Origin of the sequence: Eisenibacter elegans DSM 3317, assembly GCF_000430505.1 — a bacterium.
GTDB lineage: Bacteria > Bacteroidota > Bacteroidia > Cytophagales > Microscillaceae > Eisenibacter > Eisenibacter elegans.
This window is the reverse complement of record NZ_AUMD01000019.1, coordinates 1-20,183: the sequence shown is the minus strand read 5'-3', so window position 1 is coordinate 20,183 and position 20,183 is coordinate 1. Positions and strand designations below refer to the sequence as shown.

Annotated in this window: 19 protein-coding genes; 13 read left to right on the top strand and 6 right to left on the bottom strand. The window is 47.7% G+C overall.

Annotated features, from left to right (window positions below):
- The first annotated feature begins 276 nt into the window (after positions 1-276).
- Positions 277-2,055 carry a ParB/RepB/Spo0J family partition protein gene (locus tag G499_RS0105975; protein ID WP_026999191.1) on the top strand — a complete coding sequence of 593 codons (1,779 nt, stop codon included), beginning with the start codon at positions 277-279 and terminating at the stop codon, positions 2,053-2,055.
- 140 nt (positions 2,056-2,195) lie between these two features.
- Here the strand turns inward: G499_RS0105975 and arsB are convergent, their stop codons facing one another.
- The 3 genes from arsB to G499_RS0105955 form a co-directional block, all read right to left on the bottom strand.
- Positions 2,196-3,242, bottom strand: a complete 1,047-nt coding sequence (arsB, locus tag G499_RS0105970; protein WP_211231587.1) for an ACR3 family arsenite efflux transporter — start codon at positions 3,240-3,242, stop codon at positions 2,196-2,198.
- A gap of 28 nt (positions 3,243-3,270) precedes the next feature.
- Complete coding sequence (locus tag G499_RS18910) at positions 3,271-3,624, bottom strand: ArsR/SmtB family transcription factor (RefSeq protein WP_051295977.1); 354 nt, start codon at positions 3,622-3,624, stop codon at positions 3,271-3,273.
- Between the two features lie 205 nt (positions 3,625-3,829).
- Positions 3,830-4,012 carry a hypothetical protein gene (locus G499_RS0105955; protein ID WP_026999189.1) on the bottom strand — a complete coding sequence of 61 codons (183 nt, stop codon included), beginning with the start codon at positions 4,010-4,012 and terminating at the stop codon, positions 3,830-3,832.
- Positions 4,013-4,361: 349 nt separating this feature from the next.
- Between G499_RS0105955 and G499_RS0105950 the strand changes: the two genes are divergently transcribed.
- The 3 genes from G499_RS0105950 (at position 4,362) to G499_RS0105940 (ending at position 5,354) form a co-directional block, all read left to right on the top strand.
- Positions 4,362-4,763, top strand: coding sequence for a TonB-dependent receptor plug domain-containing protein (locus G499_RS0105950; RefSeq protein ID WP_154658329.1), 402 nt, complete (start codon positions 4,362-4,364; stop codon positions 4,761-4,763).
- Between the two features lie 2 nt (positions 4,764-4,765).
- Complete coding sequence (locus G499_RS0105945) at positions 4,766-4,993, top strand: TonB-dependent receptor (RefSeq protein WP_026999187.1); 228 nt, start codon at positions 4,766-4,768, stop codon at positions 4,991-4,993.
- Between the two features lie 67 nt (positions 4,994-5,060).
- Positions 5,061-5,354 carry a PP2C family protein-serine/threonine phosphatase gene (locus G499_RS0105940; RefSeq protein ID WP_026999186.1) on the top strand — a complete coding sequence of 98 codons (294 nt, stop codon included), beginning with the start codon at positions 5,061-5,063 and terminating at the stop codon, positions 5,352-5,354.
- A 132-nt stretch (positions 5,355-5,486) separates the two neighbouring features.
- On the opposite strand, the gene G499_RS0105935 is transcribed toward G499_RS0105940, so the two are convergent.
- From G499_RS0105935 to G499_RS0105925, 3 genes are read right to left on the bottom strand one after another with little or no spacing between them, the layout of a single operon-like run.
- Entirely contained in the window at positions 5,487-6,947 is a 1,461-nt protein-coding gene (locus G499_RS0105935; protein WP_026999185.1) for a DUF3526 domain-containing protein, read from the bottom strand.
- A 4-nt stretch (positions 6,948-6,951) separates the two neighbouring features.
- Positions 6,952-8,346, bottom strand: coding sequence for a DUF3526 domain-containing protein (locus tag G499_RS0105930; protein ID WP_026999184.1), 1,395 nt, complete (start codon positions 8,344-8,346; stop codon positions 6,952-6,954).
- Positions 8,343-9,071, bottom strand: coding sequence for an ABC transporter ATP-binding protein (locus G499_RS0105925; RefSeq protein WP_026999183.1), 729 nt, complete (start codon positions 9,069-9,071; stop codon positions 8,343-8,345). Before G499_RS0105925 ends, G499_RS0105930 begins: the two co-directional genes overlap by 4 nt.
- A 390-nt stretch (positions 9,072-9,461) precedes the next feature.
- Between G499_RS0105925 and G499_RS0105920 the strand changes: the two genes are divergently transcribed.
- The 9 genes from G499_RS0105920 to G499_RS21450 all read left to right on the top strand — a co-directional run.
- A complete protein-coding gene (locus tag G499_RS0105920) occupies positions 9,462-10,154 on the top strand; it encodes a hypothetical protein (protein WP_154658328.1) in 693 nt (230 codons plus the stop codon).
- Positions 10,155-10,259: 105 nt separating this feature from the next.
- Positions 10,260-11,792 (top strand): SulP family inorganic anion transporter, encoded by a 1,533-nt coding sequence (locus G499_RS0105915; RefSeq protein ID WP_026999181.1) that lies wholly within the window; start codon positions 10,260-10,262, stop codon positions 11,790-11,792.
- 103 nt (positions 11,793-11,895) lie between these two features.
- Positions 11,896-13,158, top strand: a complete 1,263-nt coding sequence (locus G499_RS0105910; protein ID WP_026999180.1) for a 3-deoxy-D-manno-octulosonic acid transferase — start codon at positions 11,896-11,898, stop codon at positions 13,156-13,158.
- Positions 13,159-13,301: 143 nt separating this feature from the next.
- Positions 13,302-13,742: a hypothetical protein gene (locus G499_RS0105905; RefSeq protein WP_026999179.1), complete on the top strand. Its 441-nt coding sequence runs from the start codon at positions 13,302-13,304 to the stop codon at positions 13,740-13,742.
- 223 nt (positions 13,743-13,965) lie between these two features.
- On the top strand, positions 13,966-15,246 hold the full coding sequence (locus G499_RS20945; RefSeq protein ID WP_051295975.1) for a peroxiredoxin family protein: 1,281 nt from the start codon (positions 13,966-13,968) through the stop codon (positions 15,244-15,246).
- Positions 15,247-15,392: 146 nt separating this feature from the next.
- On the top strand, positions 15,393-15,920 hold the full coding sequence (locus G499_RS0105895; protein WP_035726743.1) for a DUF6232 family protein: 528 nt from the start codon (positions 15,393-15,395) through the stop codon (positions 15,918-15,920).
- Positions 15,921-15,932: 12 nt separating this feature from the next.
- Entirely contained in the window at positions 15,933-17,111 is a 1,179-nt protein-coding gene (locus tag G499_RS0105890) for a glycosyltransferase family 2 protein (protein ID WP_161627706.1), read from the top strand.
- Between the two features lie 138 nt (positions 17,112-17,249).
- A complete protein-coding gene (locus tag G499_RS0105885) occupies positions 17,250-19,784 on the top strand; it encodes a bifunctional UDP-N-acetylmuramoyl-tripeptide:D-alanyl-D-alanine ligase/alanine racemase (RefSeq protein ID WP_081413665.1) in 2,535 nt (844 codons plus the stop codon).
- A 226-nt stretch (positions 19,785-20,010) separates the two neighbouring features.
- A partial coding sequence (locus G499_RS21450; RefSeq protein WP_211231594.1) for a PD-(D/E)XK nuclease family transposase occupies positions 20,011-20,183 on the top strand: 173 nt, incomplete at its 3' end.

Sequence of the window (20,183 nt, the reverse complement as noted above, 5' to 3'; positions counted from 1 at the left end):
GCAAGTTGAGTCCTCATTTTGGGGTAAAATAAGACTTAGCCCACAGTTTTAACTGTGGCATTTGGAAAAACATTCAGTGGCGTGAGCTGAGTCCTCATTTTGGGGGTGAAATGAGACTTAGCTCACAGGGGTTCGAGGAAGAGGCAGCCTCCAACAGTAGATTTTTGGTTAAATATTTGCTATTTAATTTGTCATTCGCTATTTTTATTGGCAAAATATGCGTCTTTACTAGTTTCTGTTTTTGGTCAAATTGTGCTAATTTTGTTTTGTGTAAATATGAGTACCCTTATCACCCCACCCACTAGCCCGTCTATCCCCTTGGAATCACAAGAACCCACCCCTGTTGTTCGTATTAAAGCTGCCGAGATTAGTCTTTTGTCTGTTGGTCAGATAGTTCCTCACCCCGATAACCGTCCTTTGGGCGCCAACGAAGATAAAATAGCCCAGCTCAAAATCCTGATTACCAACGACGGTTTTGATAGCTCCCACCCCTTAGTGGTACGCCCTTTGCCGGATAGTGAGCAGTATCAAATCATCGAAGGCGAGCACCGCTATCACGCTGCCTGTGCCTTAGGCTTTACGGACTTACCTTGTGTGATACGTGATGTGGACGATACAGAGGCGCTCATACAACTGGTTTTGGGCAATACCCAAAGCGAAACCAAACCTATCGAGATAGGCTTGAACGCCCTCAAAGTAGTACAAAAAGACAGCAAGAGGGGGTACTCAGCGGCAGCCTATGCCCAACGCCTCGGGATGGCCGAAAGTACGGTGAGGCGCTATCTCAATGCTGCTGAAGTGTTTCAATATCTGCGTGAGCTGCGCCCCGAAGAGCCGCCAATGGACGAGGTGTACAAGCTTGAAGAAATTCACCGTGCGGCTAAAGAGGACTGGGCCTGGTTTCATGATATGGTCATCAAACAAAGTCTCAACAAAACGCAGGTCATTGAAATATCACAGGCTATCCGTGATATCAAAACAGACAGCATCATCATACAGGAGCTTTTTGATTTGCAGGCGATGCGCCAGCAAGTAGCACAGGCCGTGCTTCAGTCTGACAATCGGCTGGCAGGGGAGTTTATGGAGTTGCTCGAACAGTTTAAGAAAAACTACGACAACCTCGACGACCACCTAACGCTCTATGAGTACAACGTATTGCAAGACAATATCGAAGAGGAGGAGATTAATCTCAAGGAGTGGTTTGTAGCCAGCTTGAAAGAGCTCAAAAGCATCGACAAGCAGTCGGTGATGGAAGCCTACAAAGATGCCCTACAAATGAAGCGTACCGGCACTCGTGAGGAGGCCGAACGCACTGCAGAGTATTTTAGAGACAAGAAAAATGCGGAGGAACGCGTTGAGCAGGAGCGCATCGAACGTCAAATGCGCCAAGTAAAACTAGGCGAATGGTGGCAGCTAGGCCGCCACTGGCTCTACTGTGGGGATGCATCATCGCCGGTGTTTCAAAAGCGTTTGCCGGCGCAGGCAGCTTTTGCCTTTGTAAACCCACCATACCAAACCGAAATCGACGAGCAAAACCCCGCTCCGTATGACTGGACGCTCGACTGGCTGGCGCAACGTGCCCGCATCGTGGCGGTTACGCCAGCCTTACACGAGGTACAACGGCTGCTCCAAACAACCGAAATGCCCTACCGATGGTCGATGGCCTGCTGGATAACGGCCAAAAATCCAACCAAGGCCCAAGCGGATGCCGAAACATGGATTTATACAGCTGTGTTTTCGCAAGAAACAGGCATTCAGCGCAAAACCAAGGATGCTTGGCGTATCGAGATTAAATCGAGCCACAACCCCAGTCTATTGGCCGAACACCGAGGCAGCCGACCTTATGACTTTATGGAGTACCTTGTGGCTGCTTTTTCGGGAGATGCCGAAGTGGTGATTGATGCCTATGCAGGCGCAGGTACTACCCTGATGGTAGCCGAAGATACAGGGAGGACTTGCTATGCGGCAGAAATCAATCCTGATTATTGCAAAGATATTGTTGAGCAATGGGAAAAAGCCACCGGACACCAAGCGCAGCGGTTTCAAGGCTCATAAAACGATGTGTTCTCAAGAAAACACCACAGCCCTCTGACAAGAGGGCTGTGTGGTTGTGCAATGCTGTAATGGTTGGATAACCCTAGCCGAAGGACCTAGCAACAGTATTTGCACAACAATATTTTCAAACAATCAAGGCCTCAATAGCGCCAACGTTTGGCCAAATATACCAACGAGAGCATCACAGGTACTTCTATCAATACCCCCACTACCGTCGCTAGGGTGGCACCTGAGTCCATCCCAAATAGAACAATAGCTACTGCTACTGCCAACTCGAAGAAATTACTGGCTCCAATCATTGCTGCCGGAGCACATATTTGGTACTGAATCCCTAAATAACGCCCTGAAAACCAGGATAGAAAAAAGATGAAGTAAGTCTGAATGGCTAGAGGGATAGCAATCAGGAAAATATGGAGCGGCGACTGGACAATCTGCGCTCCCTGAAACGCAAAGAGCAGCACCAATGTACCTAATAGTGCCACAATCGACACAGGCTTGAGCGCCGGTAGAAATACTGATGTGAACCACTGCGCGCCTTTGTGCTTCATTAGCCAACGGTAGGAGAAATACCCCGCCACTAATGGAATGACGACGAATACAATAACAGACACTATCAGGGTGTCAAAAGGAATAAAAATAGCGTTCATTCCCAAAAGGAATTGTACAATCGGGATAAAAGCCACCAGCAACACCAAATCATTCACAGATACCTGTACCAGAGTATAGTTAGCATCTCCATCGCTTAGGTATGACCAAACAAATACCATTGCGGTGCAAGGAGCAGCTCCCAACAAAATGGCTCCAGCTAAGTATTCTTTGGCCAATTCTGGGCTAATCCAAGCGCCGTAAAGCTGCGTGAAAAATAGCCAAGCAAATAAAGCCATCGAAAAAGGCTTAACCACCCAATTGACAATCAAGGTTAGCCAAAGCCCGCGCAGATTGTGTTTGATATGGCGCAACGAACTGAAATCGATTTGCACCATCATCGGATAAATCATCAGCCAAACCAAAATAGCTATCGGGACATTAACTTCGGCTATTTTCCAGTTGCTTACAGCCTTGAAAGTATCGCCCATCAAGCTCCCCAACAGTACACCTATCACAATACACAAGGCGACCCAAAGGCTCAAGTAACGTTCAAAAAAACCAATGCGTTTGGGCGGCTCGGTTGTTGTAGTTTTGCTCATAATAAAATCAGTTTTGGAGTGTAAGGGATTAACAAGCCCCTGGGGGGCAATCATAACAGTCAGGCGTATCCTCAGTCAGTATATTGGCCAAAAAGCCACCCAATGCTGCCGAAACTTGGGCGATGCGATTGGAATCTAGGCAATAACAGACAGTCAACCCCTCTATTTCACCCTTGACCAAACCCGCTTTCTTCAATTCTTGCAGATGCTGGGACACGGTCGTGCGGCTCAAAGGTAACTCCTGCGCAATATCACCCGAGATACAGGTCTTGGTTTTGGCTAGATGTAATAAGATAGCCAAACGCGCCGGATGGGAAAGCCACTTGGCCATCTCAGCCAAGGCTTTTAAATCTTCTGAAAAGGCAATTGATTTCGTAGTCATATATATACTGTCGGAGTAATAACAAGGTGTAACCTAGTTGTATGCCGCAAACATACGACATAGTTATGAGCAAACAAAAAAAACGGCTTCTCAAACCGTTTGTTTTTTATAAAAAAAAGACTCGCCACTTGATTTACAACACACACATCCTATCTGCTACTTACAAGCGACAAGCCTTCATATCTCACATACTGGGGTATAGCATTTAGTCGTATAGATACTCTTTAGTGTTGAACATAAAACTCTCATTGGCCCACATAATGGCTTTGTGTTCGCTATCAAAAGTGGTAATCCAACGGAATCCCATATCTTTGAGGGTTTTGCGATTTTTTGAAAAATAAACTATAGTGTTGCCTTGTTCGGCTTCTTTGGTAGCTAAATAAATCATAATGGTGTGTGTGGGGTTGGTAAATGTAAAGCAATGGGCAAGTGCTTTTCAAGAATAATCACACATAGATAACGTATTATGAGCTTGAAAAGTTTAGTCTTGGCTAAAAAACTTACACTGTAAAAATGTGCTTTGGCAAAATATTTGATATTATTTTAAACAGAAAACAGTTTTTTTTCGTAGTACTACAAACGGTATCACAAATAGTTTGTGTATTTTTTGGGAAATGAGGGGGAGGACAATAATTGTCTTTACCGAGCCTAATGAAAATGATGAAACATAACAAAACCCAAACCGACTGGGCGTGTTATGGCTGTATGCTCGTGTTTTGGGCTTTTTTTGGCAAACAATGTTGGCTCAAGCTCCACCAGACAGCACTAACCTCGACCCTCTGGAGTTTAGGCCTGAGTCTTTGCTAGACTTATACAGCGCTCAGCGCCAAGAACAAGAGGTTCTGGGCGCAAGTCAGTATGCACAAAAACTCAGTGATGCGCCTGCTTACACCCTAGTATTCACACGACAGCAACTCGAAGAGAGGGGCTACGAAGACTTATCGGATTTACTCCGAGAACTACCCGGCGTAGATGTGATTGCCAACTCAGGCCGGTTTGGAGAGTTTTATAGTATTAGAGGGGTCGGAGGAAACGATCGGTTTTTAGTTTTGGTAGATGGGCGTAAACTCAATGCTTTTGGTGGAACTTTCTTGTCTGTGGGCAAGTCCATCCCCTTTTACGTTTTGCCGAAAGGGTAGAAGTGATTTATGGAGCAGCTTCGGTGATTTATGGCCCTGATGCGTTCTCGGGGGTAATCAATATTATTCCCAAACGTGAAGATGTAAAACAAAACACTAGGCTGGGGCTTCAATATGGCTCTTTCAATAGTTTGAGTGGTTTTTTTGAAACCTACCTGCCCATCAATAAAAACTTATCTGTCAATGCTTTTGGGCGATTTTTTCAATCTGATGGGTTTTCCCAGCGTTAGACGGTGACTTGGAAGCGGTGCGCAGATATCCTTTGGAGTTGAACATAAATCAAGCTATAGGAGAGCGTTGGCATATCCACACCAATCTATTGGAGGAATTCAAAATGAGGCAAAAAGCTTCGAGACCCAAGAAATCGCGCTCCCTATCGGGAGTATGATTTATCTGAGCAGTGATAGAATGGTAAATCAAAACGATGACAAACGCAAGCGGTTTGGAGAAAAACGCCTACATACTCTCATAACTCAAGTAGCAGCTTTGCCATTGCCCGAGCAACAAGTAGCTTTTGAGAAAGCGCTCAACGAGCATCAGGGCAACAATCCCCAGCGCGACGATATTCTGATGATTGGGGTCAGACTCTAGTACTTCTTTCAAACACCCAACAGGGATGAAAACGAACTTGTTCACCCTGTAGCGGTGTAAACTTTACGCCGCTACAGGCTGAGGTTGCCAAAACGGCAGTATCTAGAAAACCTTTGGCGCTGCAAACCTAACTCAAACGCCTACTTCTTTGCTAAACAGCCGTACCCGAAAGCGTTTGAAATTCCAAAAACCACTCAAGGCCATCCCCAGCGCCAAGACCCACAGGAGCCCAAAACCAGCCAGCAGCCATTGGCCTTGTGGTTGATGATAGCGGTTACTTGGGCGAAATTGGGGCAGCGCTTCTAGGTCGACGGGGAGCATTGGCTTACCCAAGAAGATTTTTTGCACCAAATCGGCACGTAGCGCTTGTTGTAGTGCCAAGGCATCGGCAGCCAAATACTGATAGTGTTGGTTGGTGGTGGCGCTCAGCTCATTGCTCAGCTCCTGCGCTAGCAGGGCAGGGGAAAGGATAGCCAGCCCCCGTATCAGTTGGTCGCGGTTGGTTTGTTGACGTTCAAAGGCCGCCTTGGTAGGAGCCAGCGCTTTTTCGACTTCTTGCATCTGTACAAAATACCGTGTCCCGAAGTCCTGAAGGTTCAAGCCCTCTTTGTTGGCGGCCAGTTCGGGGTGGTCTTCGATGTAGTCGTTGAGGGCTTCCGAGGCGCGTTTTTGCACCTCTATACCTGCCTCTCGGGTTTGGGTTACCAGCGCCGCCCTATTGGGGGCGGGATAGGCTACATCGCTGAGATATTGCAAGATACCGGGCAACAGCACCACGACGACTAGCCAGCTTACCACCAACACGCTTGCGTTGTAGTGGGCGCTTTTACCCCACATATTGACCATAAACGACAGCCCAAACCAAAAGGCCAGATAGCCCAAGAGCAGCAATGTCCAACCCCAAAACGAGGTCAAAGCCACGAACCCCAGCCCTTGAAACGCGATGGCCAAGAACACCACGACCAGCCCCCAAACACTGCCAAAAAACAGCAAGAGTCGGCATAGGTAGCGGCTGAATAAAATGGCGGGCAGGCTCCAGCGTGAAGTTTCGAGATAGGGCAGTACGCCGCCACTTTTGTCATTGGCCAGCATATCAAAACTAAAGGCAATCACCAGCAGAGGCAGTAAATAAATCAGCACAAAACTCAGGTCAAAAGTGCCTATAAAGCGCAGCGTCCCGTTTTTGATTTCTGATTGGTGGTACAACCCCTGTTCTTTGTTGGCTGTTACTTTGTAGTAGTAGGGGTGTAGGTCGCTCTGTCCTACATTGAGCACCTGCATTGCCGAGGGCTCTCGGTAGGCAAAGCGGAAGCCGGGACCAAAAGCCATCGTGGTAGGTTTTGATGGATTGATATGCGGGTTGCCTTTGAAAGGCTCTCCACGGGCAATGCTCTCCAGCTGTGTGGCCAGCTCTTGGTAGTGTGTCTGTTCGTAGTCTTGCAACGCCGCCAGTACATTCTTTTGGCGTTGGTAGTGCTGCCAGCCGCTCCAAAGCGCCAACAGACACAACAGTAAGGTAAAACCAAATACCCCAAGGAACAGGCGGTTTTGGCGTAGCGAAAGCCATTCGTAGCGAAATATATGTGCAAACATAGCCTTAGGTCAGTTTGAATTGTCGGATAGAAAATAGCGCAAAAACAAGGGAAAGCAGCAGCCAGACTCCTAGTGCGGCTAAATCTGCTTTTGCGAGGTCGAGCCGTTCGTTCAGTGTAGCCGGTTTGTAGTCAAGGCGGGGTATGCTCGCCCAAAACTCCTCATTACCCGTATTGTTGGTCTCATAATACCTATTGATGTCTTTTTGCATCCGCCGGCGGTGTGTTTCGGCTTGGTCGGCAAAGCGTAAGTGCGCGTGGACATCCGTATTGCTCAAGGCCATCGATAGGTTTTGAAAAGCCTGAAAAGGCGAAAGCAAGGCCGTATAGCGCAGCCAGCGCTCCTGACGGCGGAATTGCGCAAACAAATCTTGGTACACCACATCATAAATGGCCGCATCGGCATCTTCCCCGGCTTGTAACGAGATAGCCGCAAAGTTTACAGGCAACTGCGACACGCTGTCAACGCCGTATTTTGCCAGTGTTTTTTGCAATAAATCTTGGTTGGGCGGCCCGTGGCCATCAAGTCCGCCTTTGCGTAGGGCTTCAATCCGTTGGTCGAAGGCAAAGGAGCTAGGGGTAGGGTAGAGGGTGTCGGCCAACACCGCCCCAAAACGCGGCACCAAAAACACTCCGATAAGCCAGAATCCGGCCAAAACCACCAAGCTCGTAGCTGACTGCGCCACTGCCGCCGATACCGCAATGGCTACTGTAGCCACCAAGGCATACAACAAAAACAAACCTAACACCAGCCACAGCAGCGCAGGTACTACCACATCGACCCAAGACTCACCACTTGGCTGTAAAGCCATCAACCCTACAGTCAGCATCAACAAGGGAAGCACCAAGCTCCAAACAGCGACCAAGGAGGCCAGCCATTTACCCACAAACAAATCCGATACACGGGCACGGGTGCTGAGTAAGAGTTTGAGCGTATTTTGTTCGCGCTCTTTGCTGAACTGATTGTAGCAAAGTAGAATAACGAATAAGGGTACTATGAACTGTAGCAAGAACCCAATGCTCAGTTGCCCCATTCGTAACAACGACCCGGCATCGGCAGCGGCGGCATCCCTGACTTCATTTTGGCGGTGGGCTTCAAGCCAAACGATGTTGCCCAGAAAATCACTGCTTCCACGCTCAATCACGGCCATCAGCGGCACAGGCTTGAAGACATAAAAACCATAGTGTGCTGCCGAGTGTGGGTTTTTCTCCCCCTGCCCCAGCCACTGTGCGTAGCTTGCTTCCGAGGCTTTGTGCGCAGTGTGGTTGTGATGTTGGTAGTATTGTAAACCATTCAACAAGGCCACCGCCCATAGCAGCCCCAAACCCAAGGCCAGCACACGGAATCGCCTGCTTTGGAAAAGCTCGGCTAGTTCTTTACGGAATATTTGCTGTATCATAAGGCAACGCTGTTGGATTGGGTAAAACCTTGAACTGTCTCCAGATAGCGCTGTTCTAGCTCTACCGCCGAGAGTGAGGCTGTAGCCTGCTCGTGGAGCAAATTGCCCAAGTGCATAATCCCGATGCGGTGGCTGCTTTCCTGCGCCCGAAATAAGTCGTGTGTAGCCATCAGTATACTAACCCCTTTTTGGCTGAGGCGCTGCAAAATAGCCGAGAACTCATTGCTCGCGTGAGGGTCAAGCCCTGAGGTAGGCTCATCCATAAAAATCGCCTTGGCTTGTTTGCCCAAGGCAATCGCAATGCCCACTTTTTGGCGCATCCCTTTGGAGTAGCTGCCCACAGGCTTCCGAAAACTGTCTGCTTGCAGACCAGCTTCGAGCAACAGCTGCTCTTGTTCTTCGAGCTTGTATTTGAAGCCCGAAAGACCGCTGAAGTAAGCCAAGTTTTGTAAGGCCGATAAGTTGGGATATAGGTTGACTACCTCCGGAATATAGGCCACCCATTGCTTTAGTTGTACATCGCCGGAAACTACTTCACGTTCATTAATAAAGGCCTTACCCGAAGTAGGCGGCAAAAAGCCCATAAAAATATGGATGGTAGTCGATTTTCCAGCTCCGTTGGAGCCAAGCAGGGCATAGATTTCTCCCGCTGCTATGTGGAGGTTCAGCGCATTGAGCGCAGTATGGCCTCCATATTGTTTGGTCAGTTGTTCGGCTTTGATCATTGTTAAGATGAGGGCTAAAAGTTTATCAGAATTTTATGGAAACTTATTTTGCTCTTGCCTTTGATAAAAAAACAAGGGCTAGACACGATACCGGGCTCAAGACAAGCCCATATGCAAATGTAGGGATAGGGGAGAATTTTCGCAACAATGTTGCAGTTTAAAAATCTCCCCACAACCTACAAGACCAATTACTATTTACACAGCAAAGGTAAATTTTATTTAGAATTAGTCCAAATAAATTTTAATTAATTTTACCCCTTGCCACGATAACAGCGGATAGACAAAAAATATTGAGGGCTTATTTTGTCAGTTCATACAAAGACCTTACCTTCATTATGCTTTACCATATAAACTATACAGACTACTTCAGAAAGCATTTAACGGACATTTATGAAGAGAAAATTCCAGTTCTTAAAGTTTTGGGAACGTTCCAAAACCCTCTTTAGAGAGGTAACCATTGTGTTTATAGGGGTATTGTTGGCAGCCCTTATTACAGACTGTCGCGATAAGTCGCTCGAACAGGCTCTGGTTAAAACTTTTTTACTCAATCTTTGCGAAGAAATCCAAGATGATATAGACGAGACCAAGCAGTTGATTGGAATATATCAAGAATATGATTCCTTGTATCGGTACCTTGGCGCGCTCCAGCCTGAGGAGCCGTATGATACAGTGACATTGGCCGCTGCTTTTGAGTATAGCCAAGGCAATGCTTGGCTTCGCCCCAATACCAGTCTATATGAAGGTTTTAAATCGGGAGGCAAGCTCACCAATATCAAAAACGATACATTGCTGAGGGAAATCCTGTATTTCTACCAAGAGAGTATCCCTCAAATACACTCTTCGGAGCAAGGCTGGCTGACGATGCACCATAACTTCCGACAGTATGTGTTCGAGAATTTGGAGGAATATCCTGATGGAACAAATAACTTTTATGAAGTAATTACTAAGCCCAAAGGCAAGCAGTACTGTAATGCGCTCAAACCGTATCAACAACAAATTGAGCGTTATGAGGCCTTTTGTAACCTTGTAAAACAATCATCAGCCGTATACAGACCAACTACAAAATCAAAAAGACAGACATAGGAACACGGTAATGCTTGCGTACTCAGCCCTAGCTTGATACTTGGGGCAGCTAGATATTTTATATCCAAAATGTTTACCTTTGCAGCCGTTTCAAATCATTGGCCTATGAATAAGTATCTCAATCTCTTTGAGTTATCCCCTAATGTAAACTACAAAACCGAGGTTTTGGCCGGACTTACGGTGGCCTTGGTGCTGGTACCTCAAGGCGTTGCGTTTGCGATGTTGGTGGGATTATCACCCTTAGCAGGTTTGTATGCTGCGTTTGTGTTAGGGCTGACAACGGCGCTGTTGGGAGGCCGTCCGGGGATGATTTCTGGAGCTGCCGGCGCTACAGCCGTAGTATTGGTACATCTATACAAAAGTCACGGCACGGAGTATGTATTGGCAGCCGTAGTGTTATCGGGCGTAGTACAGTTGTTGGCCGGAGTCTTACGCTTGGCTAAGTTTATGCGTCTAGTGCCTCATTCGGTTGTTTTTGGCTTTGTTAATGGCCTAGCAATTACTATTTTTTGGTCTCAGATAAAACAATTTCAAATAGATGAACATACCTGGATGAGTGGTAGCTCTTTGTATTGGTTTGCGGGGTTGGTACTGCTAACAATGCTACTAATCTGGGGACTTCCTAAAATCACCAAGGCCATACCCGCCTCTTTAATGGCTATTCTGATTGTTTTTGTACTGGTCTCATTGGTAGGGATTGATACCAAACGGGTGGGCGATTTGGCCTCTATCAAGGGGGGACTTCCGCCGTTTCATTGGCCCCAAGTACCTCTCCAGTGGGAGACTTTGTCTATCATTATGCCCTATGCCTTTACTATTGCTGCCATAGGCTTGTTAGAAAGCCTATTGACCCTCAATATCCTCGATGAGATGACCGAAAGCCGTGGACGTAGCAACAAAGAGGCCTTGGCGCTGGGTTTGGGCAATGTACTGTCAGGGGTGTTTTCGGGAATGGGCGGCTGTGGTTTGTTGGGGCAGAGTCTCATCAATGTATCGGCTGGCGCAAGAACGCGTATCTCGGCGATAGTCGCTGCCATTACCTTGCTAGTTTTTGTATTGGCTGGTGCGAATTGGGTGGAGCAACTACCGATGGCTGCACTTACCGGCCTGATGATAATGGTCGCTATTGGAACGTTTGAATGGACAAGCTTGCGAGCCTTCAACAAAATGCCGCGCAATGATATTGCGGTGATGCTTTTGGTTACATTCATCACCGTATATCTACACAATCTTGCATTGGCCGTATTGATTGGGGTGATTATCTCAGCGCTCAACTTTGCTTGGGATAATGCCAAACGTATACGCGCCCGCAAATATTTGGACGACCAAGGTGTCAAACATTATGAAATTTATGGCCCTTTGTTTTTTGCTTCCATAACAGCTTTCAATGATAAATTCGACCCTATCAATGACCCCGACGAAATTGTCATCAATTTTGCCGAAAGTAGGGTAGCAGATATGTCGGCCATCGAGGCGCTCAACAAAATTACAGAGCGCTACCACAAGCTGGGAAAAAAAGTACAACTCAAACACCTAAGCCCTGACTGTAAGCGCTTGCTCAAGAATGCGGATAAATTGATAGTCGTCAATATTTTAGAAGACCCTACCTACAAAGTAATGGTAGATGAATGGTCTTAAAAACAACTTCAAACTCATCAAAATTGGCTTGTTAGATGTATACACTGGAAATCTAGAGAGCCAAACCCTGTGAACCCCTAGGTCAAGTAAATATTGTTATAAAATGATACTTTTCTTATATAATTGCCTGATTAGGCTGTATCGCTTGGCCATAAGCCTTGTAGCTGTTGTCAATCCCAAGGCTAAACGTTGGATAGACGGACGCAAGGATTGGGCTACACGTTTGGAACTGGCTATAGCCGCTGCTGATCCACACAAACCGTGGGTATGGCTACACGCCGCTTCCCTAGGCGAGTTCGAACAAGCCCGACCCGTGATAGAGGCTTGGCGGGCTACACACCCCAATCACCAGTTGCTCCTGACTTTTTTTTCCCCCTCGGGGTATGAAGTGCAAAAAAACTATGCGCTTGCCGAAGTAGTCTGCTATATGCCCATTGATACAGCTAGCAATGCACGCCGATTTTTGGATATAGCCAAACCAATAGCTGTATTTTTTGTCAAATATGAGCTTTGGTATCACCACTTGGCCGCCGTGCAAAAGCGTCAGATTCCGCTAATTTTGTTTTCAGCCACCTTCCGCCCTGACCAGTGGTTGTTCGACTGGAGAGGACGCTGGTTTGCCCATATTCTTCACAACTTTGACTACCTTTTTGTACAAGATGATGCCTCACGCCAATGTCTGCTTCGTGCTGGAGTAGCTCCTGAGCGTATCCGCATTACAGGCGATACCCGTTATGACAGAGTCCTGAGTATTGCCCAACAGCGCCCAACAGACCCTATTGTAGAGGCTTTCAAAGCTGGAAAACCACTCTTGATGATTGGCAGTAGTTGGGCAGAAGACCTCAAGGTAACCCTGCCAGTCTTGGCGCGTTTCCAAGCCACACTCAAGGTTGTGATTGCCCCACACGAGATGAGCGAGCAGGCGCTGCAACAAGCAGCCCAAGGCTGCAAAGGGGTGGTTTTGCGCTACTCCCAAGCCACTCCAGAAACTGCCGCCGCCGCCGATTGCCTCTTGATAGACAACGTAGGGAAGCTAGCAGCCCTGTATCAATATGCCGATATAGCCTATGTCGGAGGCGCTTTTCGTACCGGCTTACACAATATCCTAGAGCCAGCGGTATTTGCCATCCCAGTGCTTTTTGGCAAGAAATACCGCAGATACAGCGAAGCGGTTGCATTGGTAGGTTTGGGCTGCGCTTTTGCTTGTGCTGATGAGGTGCAATTTGCTCAGCACCTAGAGCGGCTCTACCATAATCAAGCCGAAAGAGAGCTAATTGCAGAAAGACTAAAGCAATTTATGAGAGAGCATAGAGGTGGCACGCAAAAAATTGTCAATCAAGTAGTTATAGCCGAAAAGTCAAATTAAAAGCAGACTTGTTGCAGAAGTGATTTACCGATAGAAAAAATATTTTTATCGAAAAATAGAACTAGTTTGTCGAAAACGCCGTTTATACCCTCAGATGCCCAGACATCATCAGGATATATTTTTGACACAGGCGCTATTTCTTTATGCGGAACTATTTGCTACAAAAAACCTACGGCGAGATTTACCAAGAGAAAAACCATAATTATTTGGTAGTAGCTCCTCAAGGATTTCTCAAACTAGAAAGATGGAAGGAGCTAATGATTACAGCGCTCAAGCCTATCAGTCGCAAACATTTCTGCCATATATTACTTGATTTTAGCGCCTTAGAGGTCATAAGCGAAGACGCTCATCAATACCTAACGTCAGAAGTATTTCCTGCCTTAGTCAAAGCCGGCCTCAAACGAATAGCCGTCGTAGAAAGTACAGATTTTCTTGCCAAAGAAACAAGTGAAAAAGTATGTGCAGAAGTGATGTCCACAGCAAATACACAAAAACTATCACTGGAGTTCAAATTGTTCGCCAATAACCAAGCCGCCAGTACTTGGTTATTGCAACCCAACAGCACCAAAACACTAGCAGCCTAAGATACTCTCAATCAGTAATTACCAGCCAACCCTTGCTTACTTCTTAATCAAAACGCACAAATAGAGTTTGTGTAACATACTAAACCTTCAAAAGAGACCCACTGAGAGGTCTCTTTTGTTTTTGGTAAATATGGAACTAATGGGGCGAAAACCACTGTTTTAGCACCATCAATCGACTGATTAGATGTTTCAACACAGCTTTGTTTCACCAACACCAAGCCCTATGTTCCGATTTTTAAGCCTCGCCCTAGTACTTGCCTGCGTATTCCCGCTACAAGCGCAGCAAACCGTCATTCCCAAAAGCACTAGGTTGGAGTATACCCTCTATCTTCAAGAAAACGCCACCATCTCAGGTAACTTAAGGCTGAGGGTCAACTCAGAGGGAGTGCTTACCGGAGCCAGTATGGAGGAGCCTTCCGAAGAGATTGTATTTGACAGGGTAGAAGTACTCGCTCCCAACCATATCCGCCTGCACTACGATATTTTTGACACCTACATTGAGCTGACAAATATGGAGGCAATACGAGATGAAAACTACGATAATGGGCTAAAAGTGAAGGCGGAAGGCGCTTGGGTGCGCAACGGGCTGGCAGAGCCTTATGTGGTGAAGATGGAGTTTTTTAACCGGAACCGGCACCAGCCTGTGTTTGCAGGAGGCATTGACTCCGAAGTAGCCCCCTATTTCGAAAAACCCTCTTGGGCCGTAACGTTTACCGACCCTAAGACCAGCCGCGAAATACCCGCCATCGCCCTCATACACAACAATCAGAGCTTTCTTAAAGGCACTTTTATGACCGCTACCGGTGATTATCGTTACCTCTCTGGCAACTTGTATGGCAGAACTCTTGAGCTTTGCGGCTTCGACTTAGGCAGTGCGTATGTGTTCAAAGCCGACCTACAGGAAGACGGAACCCTCAAAGGGGAGCTGTTTTCGGGCAAATCCGGCTACCGCACTTGGGTAGCCCGCCGCGACGACCAAGCTACCCTGCCCGATGCCAAAACCCTGACCTACCTCAACGAAGGGCACGACCAACTCAGCTTTCAGTTTCCTAACCTCCAAGGGCAGGCCGTCTCTCTTCAGGATGCCCGCTACCAAGGCAAGGTGTGCATCATCCAGATTCTGGGCTCTTGGTGCCACAATTGTATGGACGAGGCCAACTTCCTCGCCCCTTGGTATGAAGCCAACCGTCAGCGTGGGGTAGAAGTCATTGGGTTGGCCTACGAAATCAGCCCGGAGTTTGAAAAAGCCGCCCTGCGTGTCCAAAAAATGAAGGAACGCCTCAACATCGGCTATGAGCTACTGATTGCAGGCACTACCCAAAATGCCAACGAAACCCTGCCCGCCCTCAACCACGTGATGGCCTATCCTACGACCATTTTTGTAGACAAGCAGGGGCGCATCCGTAAGATTCATACCGGCTTCAACGGCCCCGCCACAGGCGAGCCCTACTTTGAGTATATCCGTGAGTTTGAGCAGTTTGTAGCCAAGCTCTTAGAGGAATAACACTATTTCGAATCGCCAAACATTCGTGGATCCGTGGCAATATACCGGTGCGGGCGAGGTTGATTTGAATGTGACCCTTGTAGCGTTTGTTAAACTCAAACATTATTCCTAGCTTTGGGTAGCGAGTGCCTAACCCTAAAGACGATATGAGTTTTTTCGCCCGATTTAAGTCTAAGAAACACCTGATGCAGGTCAATGATGAGGCCATTGACTTTCAGGGCAAGCATTATCCTATTGCCAAGCTTTCGACCATCAAAAAAATCAAAGCTAAGAAAAGCTATTTCATTACCTTACCCTTACTGCTGATTTTTATCCTGACTCCAGTGGTGTCTACAGCTATTTTGTACACCATTAGTTATTACCTGATGTTTCATCAGTTCAACATCGCCTTGATTTTTATTTGTTTAATCGTGTCTTATTTTGGTATCAATGAGCGCATCAAGAAAAAGCGCCGTTATTCGCTGCAAATAGGCGATGAGTTAGGCAGTGTTACGCTACTCGAAACCATCAATGAGAAGTTCATTGACCAGTTGGTACAGCTTATCCAAAAAAAGCAAGCCGAACCCGATGGGATGGTCTATAGTATCCATACCAAGGCAGAGAGCATTGATTACGAGCAATCTAAAGCCGAGAAAGCAGCCCAACCTTCTGATAACGAGGAATATAGTGAGTAAAACCCCTTGGGCGTGAAGGAGCATACCCCCTTTTTTTCTATCCTTATTACCTATCGCAATCGAGAAGCTGATTATCTACGGGTAGAGCGGTGCTTAGAAACCCTAGAGGCGCAGTCATTCCAAGATTTTGAGCTGGTATTTGTAGACTTTGGCAGCGAGCCCTTCATACATAAAACACTTCAGGCTTTTTTTCAACAAAAACCCAAACACCATTATCACTATACCGACACCCGTGGCCACTTTTGGAGCCGGGCAAAGGCCCTCAATATTGGCCTTTGCTATAGCCGAGGGCACTATGTGTTGGTGTTGGATATCGATATGTTGTTGACTCCGTTGTTTTTGGAAAAATTACACCAACAGTGCTTTCCGCAGCAGGCTTTAGTGATGAGGGTATATTATTTGCCCCAAAGCTTTACAGCATTTGATAATTTGAGCACGCAATTTGAGCAATATCAAGCAGGGGCACAATTATCAAACAACAGCGCCGCAGGGATGATAGTCGCCCACCGACAAGCATTGCTTACTACAGGTGGATACGATACCTTTACACGTATCTGGGGGGCTGAAGATCTTGAAATGGTCGAAAAACTTAAAGCATTAGGCTTGGAAATCAGGCATTTTCACCATCAACAAGCTCCCGTATTCCATCAATGGCACCCAACAGAGGTGTTGGGCTTGCCCAAAGGGTGGAGTTGGATGGTATACCAACATTATTTGCAGAAAAAACAACAATACCAGACTGAAGGAATGCTCGAATCTCGCGATATGGCCTCACCAATCATTCACAAGACACATACACGCCCTGCGCTCAATATTGCCCAAAATGTTGTGCGTAACCCCGAAAAGCATTTTGTTTTTGAGTCACCTAAAGAGAAGTCTTGGATGGATTTTCATCAACGGTTTATGGCCTTACATACAGGAGATTACCTCTATGTGGATCAAGATTTTGCCCCCGCCCGCGTGCAACAAGGAAGCAGGTTGGGCACTTGGGTCAAACGGCTCAACAAATGGCTGCAACATTGGGGTATTTCGTACCGCCTAGTCGATATTCAAACCCACGACACAGAGTTTGTACCTGTAAACGAGATGCGAGACCTGCTCTTTTATTTTGTCTTGGTGTATGAAAACCAACTTCAGGACTACTATTACAGCCAAACTGAAGACCGTATCCTGTTTGTGGTGGTGAAGTAGGCCGTATATGAGGTTTTGGCGCCGTATTTTGTAAAGAAATGAGTGTGGGGAGTAGAAAAAGCCCTAAATTTGAATTAATCGTACCTTACACAGCAGGAGGCTGTGGCAATAAGTAAACAACAAACTACGCAAAACCCTATGGCACATAATCTCACTGCATTAGCGATGGCTACCGATGCCGAAGCCTTGGGCAATACCAACCTACTGAGCGAAGCCATTCACCATATTTTTATCGATAGCCGAGGGCGATTTGTAGCCGAAGGCTCTCTTTTTGTGGCCATTAGAGGCAAACAACACGACGGCCACCGTTATATTGCCGAGTTGTATGAGCGGGGAGTGCGGGCTTTTGTGGTAGACCAAGAGCTGCTTTGGGAGACCTTCCCGGAGGCCTTGTTTTTGCAGGTATCCGATAGTTTGCGTGCTTTGCAACGCCTTGCAGCAGAGCACCGAACCAAGTTTCAGTACCCCGTGATGGCCATTACGGGTAGCAACGGCAAAACTATTATCAAGGAGTGGTTGGCGCAGCTGCTCCAACACCGCTACGCCCTTGTCAAAAGCCCCAAGAGCTATAACTCCCAAACGGGTGTTCCGCTTTCTGTATTGGGGATGAATAACAAACACCAATGGGCCATTTTTGAGGCGGGCATTTCTCAAACTCAAGAAATGCACCATTTGCAGCGCGTGCTCCAGCCAACCTTGGGCTTGTTTACCAATATCGGCACCGCCCACGCCCACGGATTTGCCAACCAACAAGAGAAAATACGTGAGAAGCTCCGCCTTTTCAAAGAAGTACAGTGTCTGTTTTATTGTCTCAACCACAGTGCCATCCATCAAGAGGTGAAGGAGTTGTACCCTAGTTTGGAAACCTTCACTTGGGCAATCGACAACGCCGAAGCCACCCTCAATGTTACCCGGTTAGATACCCAGCAAGACAAAACGACCGTGTATTATGATTGGAAAGGGGAGCACCACCTCTGTACAGTACCCTTGGTCGATAGAGCCTCTATCGAAAATGCCTTGCATTGTGTGTCCGTATTGTGTTATGTTGGCGTAGACCCGCAGCGCTTTACCCAGTTGTTTGAGCGGCTGTCGAGCCTCTCGATGCGCTTCGAACTCAAAGCAGCTCTGCACAACAGCTACCTAATCGATGATAGCTACAACAACGACAGCGCCGGCCTCAAGGTAGCGCTCGACTTCTTGCAGCACCAATCGCAGCGTGACCGCAAGGCACTCATTATTTCTGACCTGACCGACACCCCGTATTTCGACGAGAACCTCTACAACCAAGTCCGTACCCTGCTCGACGCACAGGGCTTGTATACCTTTATCGGCATTGGCCACCACTGGCAGCAAGTGGCGGCGCTGAGCCGTGAGCGCAAGCTACACCCCGTGGCGGCAGAATATTGGCACATCTTCGAGTCCGTGCCAGAGTTTCTCAACCAATGGCAACACGAAGTCTCTCTGCGCCAAACCCTCAGTGATGCGGTCATCTTGGTCAAAGGAGCAAGGGCTTTTGCTTTTGAACAAATCACACACCGTATTCAGCAAAAAAGCCATCAGACCGTACTCGAAATCAACCTCGATGCCCTTGCTTATAACCTCCAACAACACCGCCGCCTGCTCCAGCCTCGCACCAAGGTCATGGCGATGGTCAAAGCCTTTGCCTATGGCAGCGGCAGCGTAGAAGTAGCCTCCTTGTTGCAATACCACCAAGTCGACTACCTCGCCGTGGCCTATGCCGACGAGGGGGTATACCTGAGGCAACAAGGCATCCGCACCCCCATTATGGTGATGAATCCCAGCGAGGCCACCCTAAACCAGATATTCGAATACAAACTAGAACCCGAGCTGTATAGCTTTGAGCTCTTGCAGGCTTACTGCGACCACTACCACACCTTGCCCGAAGAGCTGCAAAAACGCCCCAACAAAATCCACCTCAAGCTCGACACAGGGATGCACCGCTTGGGCTTTATGGAATCGGAGCTGCCACAGCTCTGCACCTTCTTGACCGAAAAGCTACCCCAGCGCTATGTGATGGTAGCCTCTGTGTTCAGTCATTTGGCTGCCGCCGATATGCCCGAAGAGCGGGAATTTTGTTTAGAACAGATAGAGTGCTTCCGCCAGATGACTGCCGAGCTAGAAGAAACCATCGGCTACCGCTTTGTACGCCATATCGCCAATTCGCCGGGCATTGCCAATTATCCCGAAGCCCATTTTGATATGGTGCGCTTAGGCATCGGCCTCTACGGCGTAGACACCACCACCGACCAAGTACTTGGCCTAGAGCCGGTAGCAACCCTCAAAACAACCCTTTCGCAAATCAAAACCCTAGCGCCGGGCGACACCGTGGGCTATGGCCGTGCCGGAAAAATCACCGCCCCAACCCGCATCGGCATCATTGCTATCGGCTATGCCGACGGATTCCGACGGGCGCTCAGCAATGGCATAGGCAAGGTATGGGTGAACGGCCAACTTGTGCCTACCATCGGACGGGTGTGTATGGATATGACCATGATAGACCTCGGCGACCTGCCCGCCCAAGAAGGAGACGAAGTCATCGTGTTTGGCAAAGAGCTGCCCATCGAACAAATGGCCGAAGCCCTACAAACCATCCCCTACGAAGTACTGACCAGCGTCAGCGAGCGCGTCAAACGGGTGTTTTTTACGGGGTAAGCCCACTGAAACCATTTTGTAGCATCTTGTAGGCTTTTGATGATTTCTTGGGGCTTCCCCCGCGCCAGAGGCGCGGCTTAGGGCTGGTTGGCGGTAGCTTGCGGCAAGCCGCAAGGCTACACTGTAAGGGCTAACGCCCGCATCCTTCGAACTCTCGTGCTCGGATGTCGTACGCCGGTGGAGCTTTGCAAGTTGACTTCATAACGTTAACCTTATTTACAACCCTATGACTCCTGACAAGCCTTACGGTCGCTATATCGACCTTTTCACCGATTTTGGCTTCAAGCGTATCTTTGGTACTGAGCGCAACAAAGACATCCTTATCGACTTCCTCAACACCTTGTTAGCCAATGACTTGCCGCCTATCAAAACCCTAACCTACCTCGACAAGGAAAAGGC

What these genes read in the sequence shown, in the direction of transcription:
- G499_RS0105950 (WP_154658329.1), top strand. Translation starts at nt 4,362, where the DNA reads ATGTTGGCTCAAGCTCCACCAGACAGCACTAACCTCGACCCTCTGGAG.
- G499_RS0105955 (WP_026999189.1), bottom strand. Translation starts at nt 4,012, where the DNA reads ATGATTTATTTAGCTACCAAAGAAGCCGAACAAGGCAACACTATAGTT.
- G499_RS0105935 (WP_026999185.1), bottom strand. Translation starts at nt 6,947, where the DNA reads ATGTTTGCACATATATTTCGCTACGAATGGCTTTCGCTACGCCAAAAC.
- G499_RS0105910 (WP_026999180.1), top strand. Translation starts at nt 11,896, where the DNA reads ATGATACTTTTCTTATATAATTGCCTGATTAGGCTGTATCGCTTGGCC.
- G499_RS0105930 (WP_026999184.1), bottom strand. Translation starts at nt 8,346, where the DNA reads ATGATACAGCAAATATTCCGTAAAGAACTAGCCGAGCTTTTCCAAAGC.
- G499_RS0105920 (WP_154658328.1), top strand. Translation starts at nt 9,462, where the DNA reads ATGAAGAGAAAATTCCAGTTCTTAAAGTTTTGGGAACGTTCCAAAACC.
- G499_RS0105975 (WP_026999191.1), top strand. Translation starts at nt 277, where the DNA reads ATGAGTACCCTTATCACCCCACCCACTAGCCCGTCTATCCCCTTGGAA.
- G499_RS20945 (WP_051295975.1), top strand. Translation starts at nt 13,966, where the DNA reads ATGTTCCGATTTTTAAGCCTCGCCCTAGTACTTGCCTGCGTATTCCCG.
- G499_RS0105925 (WP_026999183.1), bottom strand. Translation starts at nt 9,071, where the DNA reads ATGATCAAAGCCGAACAACTGACCAAACAATATGGAGGCCATACTGCG.
- G499_RS0105895 (WP_035726743.1), top strand. Translation starts at nt 15,393, where the DNA reads ATGAGTTTTTTCGCCCGATTTAAGTCTAAGAAACACCTGATGCAGGTC.
- G499_RS18910 (WP_051295977.1), bottom strand. Translation starts at nt 3,624, where the DNA reads ATGACTACGAAATCAATTGCCTTTTCAGAAGATTTAAAAGCCTTGGCT.
- G499_RS0105885 (WP_081413665.1), top strand. Translation starts at nt 17,250, where the DNA reads ATGGCACATAATCTCACTGCATTAGCGATGGCTACCGATGCCGAAGCC.
- G499_RS0105905 (WP_026999179.1), top strand. Translation starts at nt 13,302, where the DNA reads ATGCGGAACTATTTGCTACAAAAAACCTACGGCGAGATTTACCAAGAG.
- arsB (WP_211231587.1), bottom strand. Translation starts at nt 3,242, where the DNA reads ATGAGCAAAACTACAACAACCGAGCCGCCCAAACGCATTGGTTTTTTT.
- G499_RS0105915 (WP_026999181.1), top strand. Translation starts at nt 10,260, where the DNA reads ATGAATAAGTATCTCAATCTCTTTGAGTTATCCCCTAATGTAAACTAC.